General features: G+C 72.9%; 18 protein-coding genes. 13 read left to right on the top strand and 5 right to left on the bottom strand.

Annotated elements, in window-relative coordinates; translation table 11 throughout:
• Positions 1-60: 60 nt before the first annotated feature.
• From pgi to COUCH_RS19800, 5 genes are all read left to right on the top strand, one after another.
• Complete coding sequence (gene pgi, locus COUCH_RS19780; protein WP_249606660.1) at positions 61-1,692, top strand: glucose-6-phosphate isomerase; 1,632 nt, start codon at positions 61-63, stop codon at positions 1,690-1,692.
• Between the two features lie 116 nt (positions 1,693-1,808).
• Complete coding sequence (locus COUCH_RS19785; protein ID WP_249613759.1) at positions 1,809-2,867, top strand: winged helix DNA-binding domain-containing protein; 1,059 nt, start codon at positions 1,809-1,811, stop codon at positions 2,865-2,867.
• Between the two features lie 20 nt (positions 2,868-2,887).
• Positions 2,888-4,102, top strand: coding sequence for a winged helix DNA-binding domain-containing protein (locus COUCH_RS19790; RefSeq protein WP_249606661.1), 1,215 nt, complete (start codon positions 2,888-2,890; stop codon positions 4,100-4,102).
• A 23-nt stretch (positions 4,103-4,125) separates the two neighbouring features.
• Positions 4,126-5,061, top strand: a complete 936-nt coding sequence (locus COUCH_RS19795; protein ID WP_249613760.1) for a CehA/McbA family metallohydrolase — start codon at positions 4,126-4,128, stop codon at positions 5,059-5,061.
• A gap of 5 nt (positions 5,062-5,066) precedes the next feature.
• Entirely contained in the window at positions 5,067-5,606 is a 540-nt protein-coding gene (locus COUCH_RS19800) for a GNAT family N-acetyltransferase (protein WP_430640987.1), read from the top strand.
• Positions 5,607-5,621: 15 nt separating this feature from the next.
• Here the strand turns inward: COUCH_RS19800 and COUCH_RS19805 are convergent, their stop codons facing one another.
• Positions 5,622-6,101 (bottom strand): MarR family winged helix-turn-helix transcriptional regulator, encoded by a 480-nt coding sequence (locus tag COUCH_RS19805; protein ID WP_249606662.1) that lies wholly within the window; start codon positions 6,099-6,101, stop codon positions 5,622-5,624.
• 86 nt (positions 6,102-6,187) lie between these two features.
• Here COUCH_RS19805 and COUCH_RS19810 point away from each other — a divergent pair, with 86 nt between their 5' ends.
• The 7 genes from COUCH_RS19810 to COUCH_RS19840 all read left to right on the top strand — a co-directional run bounded on the left by COUCH_RS19810 (position 6,188) and on the right by COUCH_RS19840 (position 13,247).
• The gene (locus COUCH_RS19810) at positions 6,188-7,060 is read left to right on the top strand and encodes an alpha/beta fold hydrolase (protein ID WP_249606663.1); all 873 of its coding nucleotides are present in this window, start codon (positions 6,188-6,190) and stop codon (positions 7,058-7,060) included.
• Between the two features lie 66 nt (positions 7,061-7,126).
• Complete coding sequence (locus COUCH_RS19815) at positions 7,127-8,488, top strand: carbohydrate-binding protein (protein ID WP_249606664.1); 1,362 nt, start codon at positions 7,127-7,129, stop codon at positions 8,486-8,488.
• 135 nt (positions 8,489-8,623) lie between these two features.
• A complete protein-coding gene (locus tag COUCH_RS19820) occupies positions 8,624-9,715 on the top strand; it encodes an LLM class flavin-dependent oxidoreductase (protein ID WP_249606665.1) in 1,092 nt (363 codons plus the stop codon).
• A complete protein-coding gene (locus tag COUCH_RS19825; protein WP_249606666.1) occupies positions 9,712-10,317 on the top strand; it encodes an FMN reductase in 606 nt (201 codons plus the stop codon). The genes COUCH_RS19820 and COUCH_RS19825 overlap by 4 nt, the downstream gene beginning before the upstream one ends.
• Positions 10,318-10,358: 41 nt before the next feature.
• Positions 10,359-10,931, top strand: a complete 573-nt coding sequence (locus tag COUCH_RS19830; RefSeq protein ID WP_249606667.1) for a histidine phosphatase family protein — start codon at positions 10,359-10,361, stop codon at positions 10,929-10,931.
• Between the two features lie 87 nt (positions 10,932-11,018).
• Positions 11,019-11,540: a DUF488 family protein gene (locus COUCH_RS19835; protein WP_249606668.1), complete on the top strand. Its 522-nt coding sequence runs from the start codon at positions 11,019-11,021 to the stop codon at positions 11,538-11,540.
• A 153-nt stretch (positions 11,541-11,693) separates the two neighbouring features.
• Positions 11,694-13,247 carry a methyl-accepting chemotaxis protein gene (locus COUCH_RS19840; protein WP_430640988.1) on the top strand — a complete coding sequence of 518 codons (1,554 nt, stop codon included), beginning with the start codon at positions 11,694-11,696 and terminating at the stop codon, positions 13,245-13,247.
• Between the two features lie 49 nt (positions 13,248-13,296).
• Here COUCH_RS19840 and COUCH_RS19845 read toward each other — a convergent pair whose 3' ends face one another.
• The 4 genes from COUCH_RS19845 to COUCH_RS19860 are packed head-to-tail and all read right to left on the bottom strand — an operon-like array spanning position 13,297 to position 15,866.
• Complete coding sequence (locus COUCH_RS19845) at positions 13,297-13,872, bottom strand: TIGR03086 family metal-binding protein (RefSeq protein WP_249606670.1); 576 nt, start codon at positions 13,870-13,872, stop codon at positions 13,297-13,299.
• Positions 13,859-14,326 (bottom strand): SRPBCC domain-containing protein, encoded by a 468-nt coding sequence (locus COUCH_RS19850; protein ID WP_249606671.1) that lies wholly within the window; start codon positions 14,324-14,326, stop codon positions 13,859-13,861. Before COUCH_RS19850 ends, COUCH_RS19845 begins: the two co-directional genes overlap by 14 nt.
• On the bottom strand, positions 14,323-14,664 hold the full coding sequence (locus tag COUCH_RS19855; RefSeq protein ID WP_249606672.1) for an ArsR/SmtB family transcription factor: 342 nt from the start codon (positions 14,662-14,664) through the stop codon (positions 14,323-14,325). Before COUCH_RS19855 ends, COUCH_RS19850 begins: the two co-directional genes overlap by 4 nt.
• Before the next feature lie 59 nt (positions 14,665-14,723).
• The gene (locus COUCH_RS19860) at positions 14,724-15,866 is read right to left on the bottom strand and encodes an ROK family transcriptional regulator (RefSeq protein WP_249606673.1); all 1,143 of its coding nucleotides are present in this window, start codon (positions 15,864-15,866) and stop codon (positions 14,724-14,726) included.
• A gap of 89 nt (positions 15,867-15,955) precedes the next feature.
• Here COUCH_RS19860 and COUCH_RS19865 point away from each other — a divergent pair, with 89 nt between their 5' ends.
• Positions 15,956-17,254 (top strand): DUF1479 domain-containing protein, encoded by a 1,299-nt coding sequence (locus COUCH_RS19865; protein WP_249606674.1) that lies wholly within the window; start codon positions 15,956-15,958, stop codon positions 17,252-17,254.
• The last annotated feature ends 3 nt before the right edge of the window (positions 17,255-17,257 follow it).

Consider the following 17,257-nt stretch of genomic DNA (forward strand, 5'->3'; position numbering starts at 1 on the left):
GGCGAGGGGATCCGTGCCACGATGGCACCGATAGTTCGGTTCAGGCGGGAGTCAACAGCAATGAGCGAACACGTTTCCGACAGCGCCGAATGGCAGGCGTTGCAGGGCCACGCCGAGAAGTTCTCCAGCGTGCACCTGCGCGAGCTGTTCGACAGCGACCCGCGGCGCGGCGAGCGGCTCACCGCCCAGGTCGCCGACCTGTACGTCGACTACAGCAAGAACCTGATCACCGACGAGGTGGTCGCCGCGCTCGTGGCCCTCGCCGAGCGGGCCGGGCTGCGCGAGCGCACCGCGGCGATGTTCGCCGGCGAGCACATCAACGTCACCGAGGACCGCGCGGTGCTGCACACCGCGCTGCGGCTGCCCCGCGACGCCACGCTCGTCGTCGACGGCCAGGACGTCGTGCGCGACGTGCACGAGGTCCTCGACCGGATGGGCGCCTTCACCGACCGGGTGCGCTCGGGGGAGTGGACGGGCGCCACCGGCGAACGGATCAGGACCGTCGTCAACATCGGCATCGGCGGGTCGGACCTCGGGCCGGTCATGGCGTACGAAGCCCTCAAGGCGTACGCCGACCCCGGCCTCGAGTGCCGCTTCGTCTCCAACATCGACCCGACCGACCTGCACGAGAAGACCCGCGATCTCGACCCGGCGAGCACGCTGTTCGTGGTGGTGTCCAAGACCTTCGGCACCCAGGAGACGCTGACCAACGCGAAGGAGGCGCGCAACTGGCTGCTCGCCGGCCTCGGCGGGGACGCCTCGGCGGTCGCCAAGCACTTCGTCGCCGTCAGCACCAACGCGCAGCGGGTGGCGGACTTCGGCATCGACACCGAGAACATGTTCGGCTTCTGGGACTGGGTCGGCGGGCGCTACTCGCTGCCCTCCGCGGTCGGCCTCTCGGTGATGATCGCCATCGGCAAGGAGCAGTTCGCCGAGATGCTCGCCGGCTACCACGCCGTGGACGAGCACTTCCGCACCACGCCGCTGGAGCGCAACGTGCCGGCGCTGATGGGCCTGCTCAACGTCTGGTACGACACGTTCCTCGGCGCGCAGTCGCACGCGATTCTGCCGTACTCGCAGTATCTGCACCGCTTCGCGGCGTACCTGCAGCAGCTCACGATGGAGAGCAACGGCAAGCACGTCCGCCTGGACGGCACCGCGGTGGAGTACCAGACCGGCGAGGTCTTCTGGGGCGAGCCGGGCACGAACGGCCAGCACGCCTTCTACCAGCTGATCCACCAGGGCACGAAGCTGATCCCGGCGGACTTCATCGGCTTCAGCGTGCCGAACCACGACACCGGCGAGATGCACGACCTGTTCATGTCCAACTTCTTCGCGCAGACCGGCGCGCTGGCGTTCGGCCGCACCGCGGAGGAGATCGAGGCCGAGGGCATCGCGGCGGAGATCGTGCCGCACAAGGTCATGCAGGGCAACCACCCGACCACGACCATCCTGGCCGAGAAGCTCACCCCGTCCGTGCTGGGCCAGCTCATCGCCCTGTACGAGCACATCACGTTCACCCAGGGCACGATCTGGGAGATCAACTCGTTCGACCAGTGGGGCGTGGAGCTCGGCAAGGTCATGGCCAACCAGCTGGCGCCGCTGCTCACCGGCGCGTCGACGCCGGAGGCCCCGACCGACTCGTCCACCGACGCGCTGATCGCGCGGTACCGCCGCCAGCGCGGCCGCTGACAGCCGGGTCGTGAGCGTGGGGCGGCCTTTCTGTCGGGGGGTCGCCCTACGCTCGTGCCGTGGACCTGACGACTGATGCCGTTGATCTGACGACTGAGCAAGCCCGGGCGCTGCGGATGCGCAGCCTGCTGCTGTCCGCCCGTCCGGGCCCGGGCACGGTGGCCGGCATCGTGGAGTGGTTCGGCGCGATGCAGGCGCAGGACATGGCCAGCGGCCTGTGGTCGCTCGGCGTCCGGCTGCCCGGCTCGACCGCGGCCGCCGTCACCGAGGCCCTCGAGCGCCGCGAGGCGATCCGCACCTGGCCGATGCGCGGCACCGTGCACCTCGTCCCGCCGGCCGACGCCCACTGGATGCTCGACCTCATGGGCGTGCGCGCCCTGGCCGGCGCGGCGAAGCGGCGGGAGACCATCGGCCTGGCCGAGAAGACCGCCGACCGCGGCGTCGAGGTGCTGGCGGCGGCCCTCGCCGGCGGGGGCCGGCTCACCCGCGCCGAGTGCCTGGCCGCGCTCGCCGAGGGTGGCGTCGAGCTGAGCGGGCAGGTGGGCTACCACCTCCTCTGGTACGCGAGCCAGCGCGGTGTCACCTGCATCGCCCCGCACGTCGGCAAGGAGCAGACGTTCGTCCTGCTCGACGAGTGGGTGCCCGCACCGCACCGGCCGTCGCGCGAGGAGGCCCTGGCCACCATCGCGCTGCGCTACTTCCGCAGCCACGGCCCGGCTACGAAGCAGGACTTCGCCCGCTGGACCGGCCTGACGCTCACCGACACGAAGGCGGGCATCGCCGGCGCGGGCGACGCGCTCACCACCGTGCGCGTGGACGGCAGCGAGATGGTCGCCGAGGCCGCGGCCCTCGACACCGACGCGGCCACCGGCGAGGCCTGGTGGGCGCTGCCGGGCTTCGACGAGTACATGCTGGGCTACAAGGATCGCGGCCTCCTGCTCGACGCCGAGCACTTCAGCGCGGTCGTCCCGGGCGGCAACGGCGTCTTCCAGGCCACCATCGTCCACAACGGGCGCACGGTGGCGACGTGGAAGCGGACCCTGGGCGCCAAGGCGGTGACCGTGGAGGTCTTCCCGCTGGCCGAGCTGGGCACGGCCGGCCGCGGGCACACCGAACAGGCCCTCCGGCCGTACGCGGCCTTCGTGGGCCTGCCGCTGAAGGTCCGCTGGCGGTGACCCCCGGGCCGAAGCGTCATGTGTCCGACGACGAGCGCCGCGCCCGCCTCGCCGCCCGGCACGCCCTGGCTCCGGCGTTCCGCGCCGGCTCGGCGGAGGACGCCGCCCGGGCGATGACCGCCCTGCACGCCACCGAGCCGGCGACCGTCTACCTGTCCTGCCGGGCGCGTGGCACCGCGATCACCACCGCCGACGTCGACCGCGCCCTGTACGACGACCGCAGCCTTGTCAAGCAGCTGGCCATGCGCCGCACGCTCTTCGTCTTTCCGAGGGACCTGCTGCCGGCGGTGTGGCCGAGTGCCTCCGCCCGGGTCGCCGCAACCGAGCGCTCCCGGATGACGCGGGACGTGGTGGCCTCGGGCCTCGCCGCGGACGGTCACGACTGGCTCGACCGGGCCCGGGCGGAGGTCCTGGCGGCGCTGGCCGACGCGCCGGAGGGCCGCCCGGCGCAGGAGCTCCGCCGGGCCGTGCCGGCGATCGACGTGAAGGTGACCACCTCCGCGGGGGAGATCTGGTCGGCGCACCGGGTCCTGACCCACCTCGGGGTCACCGCCGACATCGTGCGCGGCACCAACACGGCGGGCTGGCACGCCTCCCGGCCGCGCTGGACGCTGATGCGGCACTGGCTCGGCGAGGTGCCGGCGCACCGCAGCGCGGCGCAGGGATACCGCGAGCTCGTCCGGCGCTGGCTCGCCTCGTTCGGCCCCGGCACCGAGGAGGACCTCACCTGGTGGCTCGGCTCGACCAAGGCGGTGGTCCGCGCGGCCCTCGCCGAGCTGGCGGCCGTACCGGTCTCCCTCGACCACGGCGCGACCGGCTGGCTGCTTCCGGACGACCTCGCGCCGCTGCCCGGCCCGGGCCCGTGGGCCGCGCTGCTGCCGGTGCTCGATCCGACCGTCATGGGCTGGCAGGCCCGCGACTTCTACCTCGGCGCGCACCGCGACCACATCTTCGACCGCCGCGGCAACGCCGGCACCACGGCCTGGCTGGACGGGCGGGTGGTGGGGTGCTGGGTGCAGGACGCGGCGGGGGCCGTGCGCGTCCGGCTGCTGCAGGACGTGCCGGCCGCCGGGCGGCGTCTGCTCGACGAGGAGGCGGAACGGCTGACGGCCTGGCTCGGCGGCTTCCGGGTGCCGAGCCTCTACTCCTCGCCCGCCATGAGGTCCGCCCTCGCGGCGCTGGGCCCGGCGCCGGATCCGGGCGCGTCGGCGGGGGACCGCGGCCGCGACGCCTGACGGTTACGATCTGGTCCGTGCCCATGCGCTGGTATCGCGGTGACTGTCACCTCCACTCGCAGCGGTCGCACGGCGGGGAGCTCACGCCGGCCGAGGTGGTGGCCGCCGCTCGTGAGGCGGGGCTCGACTTCGTCGCCGTGACCGAGCACAACACCACGGAGACGTACCCCGCATGGTCCGCGCTCGCCGGCGACGACCTGCTGGTGATCGCGGGCCAGGAGGCGACGACCACGACCGGTCACTGGCTCGCGCTGGGCCTGCCGCCCGGCCACGTCGTCGACTGGCGGTACGGCGTCCGCGACGACCGCATCGGCGAGCAGGTGCGCGGCGTCCACGAGCACGGCGGCGTCTGCGTGGTCGCGCACCCGCACGCCCCGTACCCGTCCGGGACCTTCATGTTCCCGCTCAACGGCTTCGACGTGATCGAGGTCTGGAACGGGCTGTGGACCTCCGCCCTGCCGTGGAACGCCGACAACGAGGCCGCCGTGGCCGAGTGGGGGCGCAGCCTCGCGGCCGGCGTCCACGCCGGCGATTGGCGGCCCGCCGTGGGCAACAGCGACACGCACCTGCGCGGCCAGGTCGCCGTCCCGCACACCGTGGTGCTGGCCGAGGAGCTGAGCGTGGAGGCGGTGCTCGCCGGGATCCGGGCCGGCCGCAGCTGGGTCGCCGGGTCACCGGGGATTCAGCTGTCCTTCACGGTGACCGCGGGCGATCGCACGGGGGACATCGGAGCGACGGTGCGGACGGACGGCCGGGCGGCGCTGGCCCGGGTCGCTGTGGAGGGTGTGCCCGCGGGCACGGTCCGCTTCCTCACCGACCGGGGGCGGGTCCATCAGGCCGAGCTGCCGGGCGGGGCCGGCTGGGAGACCACGGCTGAGGAGTCCGCGTACGTCCGTGTCGAGGTGCGTCACCCCAACGGGCACATGGCGGCGCTGACCAACCCGATCATCCTCGGGTGAGCGTCGTGGGTGAGCTCGCCGCCCCCGACGCCCGGCATCGGGTCTCGTTCCTCGCGGCGATGGCCGAGTTCGCGGCCGAGGGGCGGGGGAGCGCGGCCGATCCCACCGAGCTGGGCCGGGAGATCCGGGCGTTCGGCGCCTCGTGGGAGTCGCCCGAGGGCTTCGCCGCGTACGTGCGCTGGCTGCGCGACCAGGCGCTCGAGGACGCGCCCCGGCCGGAGGGCTACGTGCCGGTGACGAACCTGTGGATGCTCGACGGCGACGGGTACGCCGGCCGCCTCGCGATCCGGCACCGCCTCACCGGCGCGCTCCGCCGGGCGGGCGGGCACATCAGCTACGACGTCCGGCCGTCGGCACGCCGCAAGGGGCTCGCCACCCGCATGCTGGCGGCGGCGTTGCCGGTCGCGCACGGTCTGGGGATCGAGGTCGCGGTGGTGACGTGCGACGTCGGCAACGTGGGCTCGCGCAAGGTCATCGAGCGCAACGGCGGCGTGCTGCGGGACGAGCTGGACGGCAAGCTGAGGTTCCGGGTGCCGACGGCCTGATCCGCGCCGGCCGGGTCAGGAGGATCCGCCGAGGTCCCGGGCGAGGTAGCCGGCGGTGTCGAAGCGGACCGGCTGCGGTCCCACCAGCGCCGTCAGGTGCCGTTCGAACGCCTCGAGCTCGGCCGCGCCGATCCGCCGTTCCCACTGCCGGCGCAGGTCGTCGAAGATCTCCTCGCCGTGCCGCATGACCTCGAGGCCCAGCGGCGTGACCTGGAGCCGCTTGCGACGGCCGTCGTCCGGGTCGGTGTCGCGCGACACGTACCCCCGCTCCTGCAGCACCGCGATGGTCTTCGCCGCGGACTGCTTGGTGATGGACAGGCGGCGGGCCAGCTCGGAGGCGCTGTCGGCGCCGGCGGCGACGGCCCGCATCGCGAAGTCGTGGACCGGGCGGACGTCCTCGTAGCCGCGCCGGGCGAGCTCGGCGATCGCCGCGTCCACGAGCGTGCGGAAGCCGCCGAGCAGCAGCAGGGCGAGATCGGCTCCGGAGCGGGACATAACCGACAGGCTACGGCACCGCGCTGGACGATCGACAGCCAGGGTGTCTAGTATTCGACACCCTGGCTGACTATTCGAGGAGCGCCATGATCACGCACCACACCGCCGAGCTGAACGGCACGACCCTGCGCTACGTGGCCGCCGGCGGCAGCGGGTCGCCGATCCTGCTGGTCCACGGCTTCCCGGAGACCTGGTGGGCGTTCCACAGGCTCATCCCGCTGCTCGCGGAGCACCACCGCGTCGTCGCCGTCGACCTCCGCGGCTTCGGCGATTCGCAAGCGGCGACCGATGAACACGGCAGCGCCACCGCCGCCGAGGACCTGCACCAGCTGATCGGCCACCTCGGCGCCGGCCCGGTCCACCTCACCGGGCAGGACATCGCCGGAGCCACGGTCCTGCGCCTGGCCACGACGCATCCCGAGGACGTGCGCAGCCTGACCGCGGTCGAGATGGGCCTGCCCGGCTTCGGCCTGGAGGCGCTCGCCGACGTCACGCACGGCGGCGCGTGGCACATCGGCGTGCTGGCCGCGCCCGGCATCCCGGAGCTGCTCCTGAGCGGCCGCGAGCGCGAGTTCCTCGGCCGGTACGCCTTCGCGTCCATGACGGCGACCCCGACAGCGGTCACCGGCGCCGACATCGACGAATTCGCCCGCACGTACGCCCGCCCGGGCGGCTGGCGGGGCGCGAGCGGCCTGTACCGCTCGATGCTGCGCGAGGGCGCCGAGATCCGGGCGCTGGCGGAGGACCCGGGGCTGCGGGTGCCCGTGCTGGCGGTGGGCGCCGGTGGCGGCCCGTTCACGGCGGCCACCATGACGCAGGCCGCGGCCGGGGACGTCCGTACGGTCCAGCTCGACGGGGTGGGCCACTACGCCGCGCTGGAGGCGCCCGGAGCGCTGGCCGGGGCGCTCCTCGGCTTCGTCGCGGACGTCGATGCGGGCCGATCTGTTAACAACCCTTGATAAAGAAGTTCACGAACGTCAAGATGTGGGGGACCTGCCTGGTCATCGATGCGTCAGGGAGTCGCCATGAGGAAACGACGTGCCGTTCTCGCGCTGGTCACCGGCGCCGCGATGACCCTGGCGACGGCGGTGATCGCCGCGCCGGACGGCCTGGCCGCCGTCGGCGCGGCGCCGCTGCGGGCGGCCGCCGTGGCCTGTTCCGCCCCGGTGTGGGCGGAGGGCAACACCTACACCGCGGGTACGCAGGTGACCTACGGCGGCCACCTCTACTCGGCGCTGGTCACCCACACCGCCTACGTCGGCGCCAACTGGAACCCGGCCGCCACCCCGTCGCTGTGGCGCGACCTCGGCGCCTGCACCGGCGGCACGACGCCACCGACCACCCCGCCGACGACGCCCCCGACCACGCCGCCCACGACCCCGCCCACCACGCCCCCGACCACCCCGACCACCACGCCGCCGCCGGGCAGCACCACCTGCGCGGTCAAGTCCAAGCCGGCGGGCAAGGTCCTCGTCGGCTACTGGGAGAACTGGGACGGCGCGAGCAACGGCGTGCACCCCGGCCTCGGCTGGGTGCCGGTCACCGACTCGCGGCTCAGGCAGCACGGCTACAACGTGCTCAACCTCGCCTTCCCGGTGATCCGCTCCGACGGCACGGTGCTCTGGGAGAACGGCATGGACGCCGGCGTGAAGGTCGCCACGCCCGCCGAGATGTGCACGGCCAAGGCGAACGGCGCGACGCTGCTCATGTCGATCGGCGGCGCCGCAGCCGGCATCGACCTCAGCTCCAGCACGGTGGCCGACCGGTTCGTGGCCACCATCGTGCCGATCCTGAAGCAGTACAACTTCGACGGCATCGACATCGACATCGAGACCGGCCTGTCCGGCAGCGGCAGCATCGCGACACTGTCGGCCTCGCAGGCCAACCTGATCCGCATCATCGACGGCGTGCTCGCCCAGATGCCCTCCAACTTCGGCCTCACCATGGCGCCGGAGACCGCGTACGTCACCGGCGGCAGCGTCACGTACGGCTCGATCTGGGGCGCGTACCTGCCGATCGTCAAGAAGTACGCGGACAACGGCCGGCTCTGGTGGCTGAACATGCAGTACTACAACGGCAGCATGTACGGCTGCTCCGGCGACTCGTACGCGGCCGGCACGGTCCAGGGCTTCGTGACCCAGACCCAGTGCCTGAACAACGGGCTGGTGATCCAGGGCACGACGATCCGGGTGCCGTACGACAAGCAGGTCCCCGGCCTCCCGGCGCAACCGGGCGCGGGCGGCGGCTACATGAGCCCGGCGCTGGTCAGCCAGTCGTGGAACACCCTGAACGGCAGCCTCAAGGGGCTGATGACCTGGTCGGCGAACTGGGACGGCTCGAAGAGCTGGACCTTCGGCGACAACGTGAAGGCTCTGCAGGGCCGCTGACCCCGTACCCGCCAACGGCTCCCCGGGTGACCACCCGGGGAGCCGTTTCTTTGACTGTGAAATAATTGCGGCGTCAAAGAGGTTGTGCCGGGCAAGTGCGGGACCGATGGTCCCGGCCGGGAGCTGGAGGACGCCATGCAGTTCGGGATCTTCACCGTCGGCGACGTCACGCCCGACCCCACGACCGGGCGGACGCCGACCGAGCACGAGCGGATCAAGGCGATGGTGACGATCGCCAGGAAGGCCGAGGAGGTCGGCCTCGACGTGTTCGCCACCGGCGAGCACCACAACGAGCCCTTCGTGCCGTCCTCGCCGACGACCATGCTCGGCTACATCGCCGCGCAGACCTCCACGCTGCTGCTGAGCACCTCCACCACGCTGATCACCACCAACGACCCGGTGAAGATCGCCGAGGACTACGCGATGCTGCAGCACCTCGCCGACGGCCGGGTGGACCTCATGATGGGCCGCGGCAACACCGGGCCCGTGTACCCGTGGTTCGGCAAGGACATCCGCGCCGGGATCCCCCTGGCCATCGAGAACTACGCCCTGCTGCACAAGCTGTGGCGCGAGCACGTGGTCGACTGGAAGGGCAAGTACCGCACGCCGCTGCAGTCGTTCACCTCGACGCCGCGCCCGCTCGACGGTATCCCGCCGTTCGTCTGGCACGGCTCCATCCGCAGCCCCGAGATCGCCGAGCAGGCCGCGTACTACGGCGACGGCTTCTTCGCCAACCACATCTTCTGGCCGGCCTCGCACACCCAGCGGATGATCGCCCTGTACCGCGAGCGCTGGGCCCACTACGGCCACGGCAGCGCCGACCAGGCGATCGTCGGCCTCGGCGGGCAGGTCTTCATGCGCCGCAACAGCCAGGACGCGGTCAAGGAATTCCGGCCGTACTTCGACAACGCCCCGGTCTACGGCCACGGCCCGTCGCTCGAGGACTTCACCCGGGAGACGCCGCTCACCGTCGGCAGCCCCCAGCAGGTCATCGACCGTACGCTCGGCTTCCGCGAGTACGTCGGCGACTACCAGCGCCAGCTGTTCCTGATGGACCACGCCGGGCTGCCGCTCAAGACCGTCCTCGAGCAGCTCGACCTGCTCGGCGAGGAGGTCGTACCGGTGCTCCGCAAGGAGTTCGCGGCGCTCCGGCCGGCGCACGTCCCCGACGCCCCCACCCACGCGTCCCTGCTGGCCGCCCGTACCGAGGAGGTTCCGGTCGCATGACGCAGCGCACCCTCGTCGTCGTTACGGCGGGGCTGAGCCAGCCCTCCTCCACCCGCCTGCTCGCGGACCAGCTGTCCGCGGCGGCGGTGGAGCGGGCGGCCGCCCTCGGCGCCGGCCTCACCGTCCGCGTCGTCGAGCTCCGCGACGTCGCCCACGACCTGATGGACCACCTGCTCACCGGCTTCCCGCCGGCGGCGCTGCGCGAGGCGCTGGACGCGGTCGCGGCGGCGGACGGCCTGATCGCCGTGACCCCGATCTTCAACGCCTCGTACAGCGGCCTGTTCAAGTCGTTCTTCGACGTGGTCGGGAAGGACGCGCTGCAGGACAAGCCGGTGCTGCTCGCCGCGACCGGCGGCACGGCACGGCACTCGCTCGCCCTGGAGCACGCGCTGCGGCCGATGTTCGCGTACCTGCGTGCGGCCACCGTCGCGACCTCGGTGTTCGCCGCCTCCGAGGACTGGGGTGGCGAGGACGAGCTGCGTACCCGCATCGACCGCGCCGCCGCAGAACTCGCCCGGGAGATCGAACGCCGCGAACCCGCCCAGGTCACCGACCCGTTCGCGCTGACCACCTCGTTCGAGGAGCTGCTCGCGGGGAACTGAGCGTTTTCTGGGTACAGGTACCGGGACGGACAGGGGGAGACATGGCGGAGATCGTGCTCGTCCGGCACGGGCAGACCGAGTGGAGTGCGGCCGGCAAGCACACCTCGTACACGGATCTGGATCTGACGGTGACCGGCGAGCAGCAGGCCCGGCAGGCCGGCAAGCGGCTGCAGGGCCGCAGCTTCGCCGCCGTGATCTCGAGCCCGCGCCGGCGGGCCGTGCGCACCGCCGAGCTCGCCGGGCTGACCGTCACGGAGACCACCGAGGACCTGGCCGAGTGGAACTACGGCGAGTACGAGGGCATCACGACCCCCGAGATCCGCGAGACCCGCCCGGGCTGGTCGCTGTGGACCGACGGCTGTCCCGGCGGCGAGTCCCCGGAGCAGGTGGGGGAGCGGCTCGACCGGGTGCTCGCCCGGGCCCGCGAGCTGCTGGACGGCGGCGACGTCGCGCTGATCGCCCACGGGCACAGCCTGCGCGTCGCGGGCGCCCGGTGGATCGGGCTGCCGCCCAGCGGCGGCGGCCTGCTCAAGCTGGACACGGCGACGCTGTGCACGCTCGGCTTCGACCACGGCACGCCGGCCATCGACACGTGGAATGCCCCCGCCGCCTGACCCGCACCGCGACGAGCCCGCGCTCTGCCGTGAGCGCCGCTACCGGGTGATCTCTGTCGTCCCGCGGGGTACCTGTCGGGTGTGAGCATGGGTCTGATCACGGTAGGGCACGGCACGGCGGGCCGGCCGGAACTCGCCTCGTTGCTGCAGGACGCGGGTGTGCGGCTGCTGGTGGACATCCGTCGCTTCCCCGGCAGCCGGGCGCATCCCCACGTCCGCCGCGAGGCCCTCGAGCAGTGGCTGCCCGAGGCCGGGATCTCGTACCGCTGGGAACCGCGGCTCGGCGGCCGGCGCCCCGCACCGGCGGACTCCCCGGACGTGTGGTGGCAGGTGCCGGCGTTCCGCGGATACGCGGCGTACATGCGTACGCCGGAATTCCTGGAGGGGGTCGACGCGCTGGCCGCCGAGGCCGGGACGGTGCGCACCGCGGTGATGTGCAGCGAAACGCTGTGGTGGCGCTGTCACCGGCGCATGCTGTCGGACTTCCTGGTGCTGGTCCGCGGGCTGACCGTCGAGCACCTGGACCACCGCGGCGCGCTGTCGGCGCACCGCGTGGCGGCCGGAGCGCGGGTCAGTCCCCCGGGCCGGCTCGTCTACGACGTGCTGTGAGGACGCGCCCCGCCCGTCCCTCGCCAGATCTCGCGTTCGGGAGATTCCCGGGCCTTCGATGCCCGAGAGTGGGATGGAAAGCCGAAGCGAGGGGTGGGGGACCACATGGCAGGACGACGAGGGCTCTGGGGACGCGTCGCTGACCTCCCGGTGATGATCAAAATCATCAGTGCCGTGGTGGTCACGCTCGTGGTGGCGATCGGCGTGGGGCTGCTCGGCCTGGTGAAGCTGAGCAACACGTCCGCCGACGTCAACGCGATGTACATGGTCCAGGTGAAGCCGCTGGGTGTCCTGGCCACCGCGCAGCGGACGGCGATGCAGGCCCGCGTGGACCTCCTCGTGCACGCGACCAGCCTCGACCCCGCCTCCATGTCCGCGGTCGAGGCCCGGATGAAGGCGAACGACGCCGCGCTGGCGCAGCAAGTGGCCACGTACCGGGCCAGCGCCGCGGCCCCCTCGATCGTGGACGCCTTCACCACCGACTGGGCAGCTGCCATCGACCTGCGGGACCGGGTCCTGCTGCCGCTGTCACGCGCCAACAAGCCGGCGGAGTTCCAGCGGGCCCGCGAGACGCAGTTCGGTCCGGCCGCCGACAAGGCGTTCGCGGACTTCGACCGCGCGTTCGAGGCGGAGAGCGCCCAGGCGGCCTTGCGCGCCGGTGACGCGGACGCGGCCTTCCGCACCGCCCGTACCATGATCATTTTCGCGATCGTGGTGGGTGGGGCGCTCGCCCTGGTGCTCGGGATCATGGTGGCGCGGCAGATCGTCCGGGCCCTGCGCCGGGTGTCGGCGGTGACCCGGGCCCTGGCCGCCGGCAACCTGACCGTGCGCGCGGACGTCGCCGCCCGCGACGAGCTCGGCCTGATGGCCGACGACCTCGACCGGGCCGTCGCCTCGCTGCGCGAGACGATCACCTCCGTCGGCGAGAACGCCGTGGCGCTCGCGGCCTCGAGTGAGGAGCTGTCCACGACCAGCACGCAGATCGCGGCGGCCGCGGAGGAGACCAGTGCCCAGGCGGGCACCGTCTCGCAGGCGGCCGGGCAGGTGGATGCCGGCATCGCCACCGTCGCGGCCAGTTCCGAGGAGATGGGCGCCTCGATCCGGGAGATCTCCGCCAACTCCAGCGAGGCGGCGCGGGTCGCGGCGGAGGCGGTCGAGGTCGCGGCGGCCACCACCGGCACCATCGGCAAGCTGGGTGAGTCCTCCACCGAGATCAGCAACGTCGTCAAGACCATCACCGCCATCGCGGAGCAGACGAACCTGCTCGCGCTCAACGCGACCATCGAGGCCGCCCGGGCGGGCGAGGCCGGAAAGGGGTTCGCGGTCGTGGCCTCCGAGGTCAAGGACCTCGCGCAGGAGACCGCGCGGGCCACCGGCGACATCTCCGAGCGGGTACAGACGATCCAGGCGAACACCAGCGGTGCGGTGACCGCGATCGAGCAGATCACCGCGGTCATCCACCGCATCAGCGAGTTCCAGACGACCATCGCGTCGGCGGTGGAGGAGCAGACCGCCACCACGGCCGAGGTCGCCCGCAGCATCTCCGACGCGGCCGGCGGCGCGCGGGACATCAGCGCCAACGTCGACGGTGTCGCGCAGGCGGCGCAGACCACCGCCGCCGCGGTGACGCAGGCACAGGCCGCCACCGAGGAGCTCGCCAGGATGAGCACCACGCTGCAACGCGTCGTGGCGCAGTTCGCCGTCTGACCACACGGCCCGGGGCCGTGCCGGGCCCGGCACGGCCCCGGGCCGTGGATCAGGCGGGAGTCCAGAACGGGTCGCGGCCGATGAAACCGATGAGCCGGGTCTGTGCGTCCGCGTCCGCCGGGACGGGTACGCGTGGCCCGTACTGGCCGGAGGCGCGCAGCATCTCGTCCAGCGGCTCCATCCCGCCCAGCAGCATCGCGCAGAACTCGGGGTCGAGGCGGTCGTCCTGGCCGGTCGCACGGGCCAGGTCCCAGGTGTGCAGGAACACGTCGGTGGTGTAGAACCGGTCGATCGCCTGGTCCAGCGGCAGCTCGCCGATGTGCGGGTTGGACAGCGTCCGCCCCGGGGTCGCCGGGTCGTCCAGCACCGCCTGCACCGCGTCGCAGTGTGCCTGCCAGGCGGCGGCCGGGTCGGCGTCCACGTCGCCGGCGGCGGGCAGGCGGACGTCGGACCCGCCGGCGAGCAGCGCGGGCAGCCACTCGACGAGGTGGCGGACGACGTCACGGGCCTTCCAGCCGGCGACCGGGGCGTCCGCATCCCAGTTCTTCGCGGCTCGCACGCGGTCGGTGAACGCCCCCGCGATGCGGCGGTGCCGGTCCGCGGGACCGAGGTCAGAGAGCGCCATGGGTGAGCAACCTTTCGAGTTTGGTGTATCCGTCTTCCACGCCGGTCTCCATCCCGCTCCTCAGCCAGGCGTCGCGGCCCTCGAAGGTGTCCACCAGGGACTGCGTGCGGAGCCGCGTACGGCCGGTGCCGAGGTCCTCGAACCACAGCGTCTCGAGCGCCACCCCGTCGGGCTCGGCCTCGTAGGTGAACGTCTGCACGATCCGGTCGGCGCGGATGTCGTGGAAGCAGCCGCGGAACGCGTACTGCTCGTCGCCTCGCTCGGAGACGTAGCGGAAGCTGCCGCCCGGACGGGCGTCCCAGTGGTCGACGCGCGTCCGCAGACCGTCCGGGCCGACCCACCGGACGAAGAGCTCCGGATCGGTGTGCGCGCGCAGCAACTGCGCCGGTGTGGCCCGGAAGTCGCGGGTGATGCGGATGACCGGAAGCGTGGGGTCCGCTTCGATGCTCGTCATCGCTGGTCCTCCTCGTCCTCGGTCATCGCCGCCACGACCCGGTCGAGGCGCTGGTAGCGCTCCTCGGCCCGGCGCCGGTACCGCTCGATCCACTCGTCCATCAGGTCCAGCGCCGCGGTCTCCAGACGCACCGGGCGCGGCTGCGGCCCCGGCGGCCGGCGCACCACGCCGGCGTCCTCGAGCACCCGCAGGTGCTTGTACACCGCCTGCAGACTCATCCGGTACGGCTCGGCGAGCTGGTTGACGGTGGCGTCGGCGACGGAGAGCCGCGCGACCATGTCACGGCGGGTGGGGTCGGCCAGGGCGGAGAAGACCTTGGACAGGGTGTCGGGCGGCATCGACGTGCTCGTTTCAACTGAGCGGTTTAAACGAACCGTAGTCCGGTGCCCCGCCGGGGTCAAGCACCGCCGCGGCCGGTCAGGGGCACGGCGTGCGCGGCGCCCGCCGAGGCGACGACGGCCGCCCGCAGGCGGCCGGCGGCGTCCAGGCGTGCGCCCGCCAGCGCCGGCCGTACCGTCGTCGCCGCGGCCCGGATCTCCACCTGCCGGGGGCCGCCCGCGAAGCCGGCGCGGATCGCCTCGAGGATCGTCTCGTCGCTGCCCCACGTCCCGCCGACGACGACCGCGGCCGGATCGGCCAGCGCGACCACGGCGGCGATGACCCCGCCGATCGCCCGGCCGAGCGCGCCGAGCAGCGATGCCGACGCCGCGGCCTCGGCCAGCAGGCGTGCGGCGTCGATGGCGGTCGAGCCGGGCCGGTGCAGGCCGAGCTCGGCGAAGACGCCGGTCAGCGGCATCGCGCGGGACCTCGGGCCGGCGGTGACGAGGTGGGCGATCTCGCCGGCCAGGCCCGTGGCGCCGCGGCGTACCTCGCCGTCGCTGACCAGCGCGCAGCCCAGGCCCTCGCCCAGGTAGAGATAGGCGAAGTCGGCGAGCGGCGGGTCCGTCGCGGCGCTTTCGGCCTGCGCGGCCCAGTTGACGTCGTTGTCGACCGTGACCGGCCCGGCCACGTACGGCGCGAGCACCGCGACGGGATCGAGCTCGCCCACGAGGAACGGCGCGTCCGGCAGCTGGACGAGCCGCCCGGTGGCCCGGTCGACGGGGTCGGCGGCGCTGACCACCGCCAGCCGCGGCGGCGCTGGAGCCCGGGCGACGACGTCGGCGGCGACCGCACGCACGGCGGCGGCGACCAGGGCCGGGCGGGCCGGTCGGCTGATCTCGTGCCCGGCGCGGGCCACCACGTCGCCGTACGCGTCGACCGCCTCCGCGACGACGCCTTCCGGGCCGATGCTGACCGCGAGCGCGGTGCCGACGTCCTCGCGCAGCGCGTAGTAGGAGCCCACCCGCCCGCGCCCACGACCGCCCGGGGTGCGAACGCCCGTGTCCGCGATCAGGCCCGCGCCGGTCAGCCGGCGCACGCTCTCGCCGGCCGTGGGCTTGGAGATGCCGATCAGCACGGCCAGCTCGGCGCGGGTCAGGCGGCGGTGCTCCATGAGAGTGCGCAGAACGCGTTCATCGGTTGCCGCGCGTACGAGATCCACGCGCCGATTCTAGTCAGGGCCCTTGCCTGGAAGATGTGGCGCGCCGTACAGTCATTCAAGTAAGGAGAGCTGACTAGAAGGAGCCGCCCGTGTCCGCCCCGACCCTCCCCAGCGCTACGGACCTGCCCGCCCTCCCGCACTGGGAGCAGACCCCCGAGGACCTCACGGCGGCGATCCGCGAGATCAAGACAGCCCTGCGGGCCCGGATCGCCGCTTCCGGCCGTACCGTCGACGAGGTCTTCGCCGTGGTCGAGCGGCAGGTCAGGGCCGAGGTGGAGGAGATCAGGGCCGCGCGCGAGCGGGGCGAGACGGTCTGGCCGGTCATCGAGTACGCCGACATCGCCGCCGGCACCGTGCCGGCCGAGACGGTCGCCAAGCTGAAGCGGCGCGGCTGTGCCGTGATCCGGGGGCACTTCGAGCGGGAGCAGGCGCTCGGGTGGGACCGCGACATCCTCGAGTACGTCGAGGGCAACCGGTTCTTCGAGAACTACCGCGGCCCCGGCGACGACTTCTTCGGCAGCGTCGGTTCGAAGCCGGAGATCTACCCGATCTACTGGTCGCCGGCGCAGATGCAGGCGCGGCAGAGCGACCGGATGGCGCGCGTGCAGGCGTTCCTCAACGGCCAGTGGAAGCACAGCTCCGAGGGCGTGCAGTGGTTCGATCCCGCGCGCGACTCGCTCTACCCCGACCGGATCCGCCGCCGTCCGGAGGGCGCGTCGTCGAAGGGCCTCGGCACGCACCTCGACCCGGGCACGCTCGACCTGTGGATGACCTCGGCGTACCAGCAGGCGTTCCGGCACCTCTTCGACGGCACGGTCGAGCAGTACGACCCCTGGGACGCCGCCTACCGTACGGACGGCCCGCAGTACCCGGGCAGCACCATGTGCTCGGCGTTCCGTACCTTCCAGGGCTGGACCGCGCTCTCCGACATGGACCACGACCAGGGCGTGCTGCACACCGTCCCGATCCCGGGCGCGATGGCGTACCTGATGCTGCGCCCGCTGCTGGCCGACGTGCCCGACGACGACATGTGCGGCGTCACCGTCAACCAGGTCTTCCCGGCGAGCGAGAAGTGGCACCCGCTGCTGATGGAGGCCGTGAGCGGCATCCCCGACGTCCGCGCCGGCGACTCGGTCTGGTGGCACTGCGACATGATCCACAGCGTGGCGCCGGTCGAGAACCAGCGCGGCTGGGGCAACGTCATGTACATCCCCGCGGCGCCGTGGTGCCCCCGCAACGAACGGTACGCGGCGAGCGTGCGTGAGGCGTTCGAGGCGGGCAACAGCCCGAGCGACTTCCCGGAGGAGCACTACGAGAGCTCGTGGCCCGACCGGTTCACCGTGCAGGACCTGAACGAGACGGGGCGGCGCGGGCTCGGCCTTGCCTGAGGG

Origin of the sequence: Couchioplanes caeruleus (assembly GCF_023499255.1) — a bacterium.
In the GTDB taxonomy this organism is placed as follows: domain Bacteria; phylum Actinomycetota; class Actinomycetes; order Mycobacteriales; family Micromonosporaceae; genus Actinoplanes; species Actinoplanes caeruleus_A.

Coding starts and splice junctions, on each gene's coding strand:
- pgi (WP_249606660.1), top strand. CDS start 61: ATGAGCGAACACGTTTCCGACAGCGCCGAATGGCAGGCGTTGCAGGGC.
- COUCH_RS19785 (WP_249613759.1), top strand. CDS start 1,809: ATGCGCAGCCTGCTGCTGTCCGCCCGTCCGGGCCCGGGCACGGTGGCC.
- COUCH_RS19795 (WP_249613760.1), top strand. CDS start 4,126: ATGCGCTGGTATCGCGGTGACTGTCACCTCCACTCGCAGCGGTCGCAC.
- COUCH_RS19805 (WP_249606662.1), bottom strand. CDS start 6,101: ATGTCCCGCTCCGGAGCCGATCTCGCCCTGCTGCTGCTCGGCGGCTTC.
- COUCH_RS19810 (WP_249606663.1), top strand. CDS start 6,188: ATGATCACGCACCACACCGCCGAGCTGAACGGCACGACCCTGCGCTAC.
- COUCH_RS19815 (WP_249606664.1), top strand. CDS start 7,127: ATGAGGAAACGACGTGCCGTTCTCGCGCTGGTCACCGGCGCCGCGATG.
- COUCH_RS19820 (WP_249606665.1), top strand. CDS start 8,624: ATGCAGTTCGGGATCTTCACCGTCGGCGACGTCACGCCCGACCCCACG.
- COUCH_RS19825 (WP_249606666.1), top strand. CDS start 9,712: ATGACGCAGCGCACCCTCGTCGTCGTTACGGCGGGGCTGAGCCAGCCC.
- COUCH_RS19830 (WP_249606667.1), top strand. CDS start 10,359: ATGGCGGAGATCGTGCTCGTCCGGCACGGGCAGACCGAGTGGAGTGCG.
- COUCH_RS19835 (WP_249606668.1), top strand. CDS start 11,019: ATGGGTCTGATCACGGTAGGGCACGGCACGGCGGGCCGGCCGGAACTC.
- COUCH_RS19840 (WP_430640988.1), top strand. CDS start 11,694: ATGATCAAAATCATCAGTGCCGTGGTGGTCACGCTCGTGGTGGCGATC.
- COUCH_RS19845 (WP_249606670.1), bottom strand. CDS start 13,872: ATGGCGCTCTCTGACCTCGGTCCCGCGGACCGGCACCGCCGCATCGCG.
- COUCH_RS19850 (WP_249606671.1), bottom strand. CDS start 14,326: ATGACGAGCATCGAAGCGGACCCCACGCTTCCGGTCATCCGCATCACC.
- COUCH_RS19855 (WP_249606672.1), bottom strand. CDS start 14,664: ATGCCGCCCGACACCCTGTCCAAGGTCTTCTCCGCCCTGGCCGACCCC.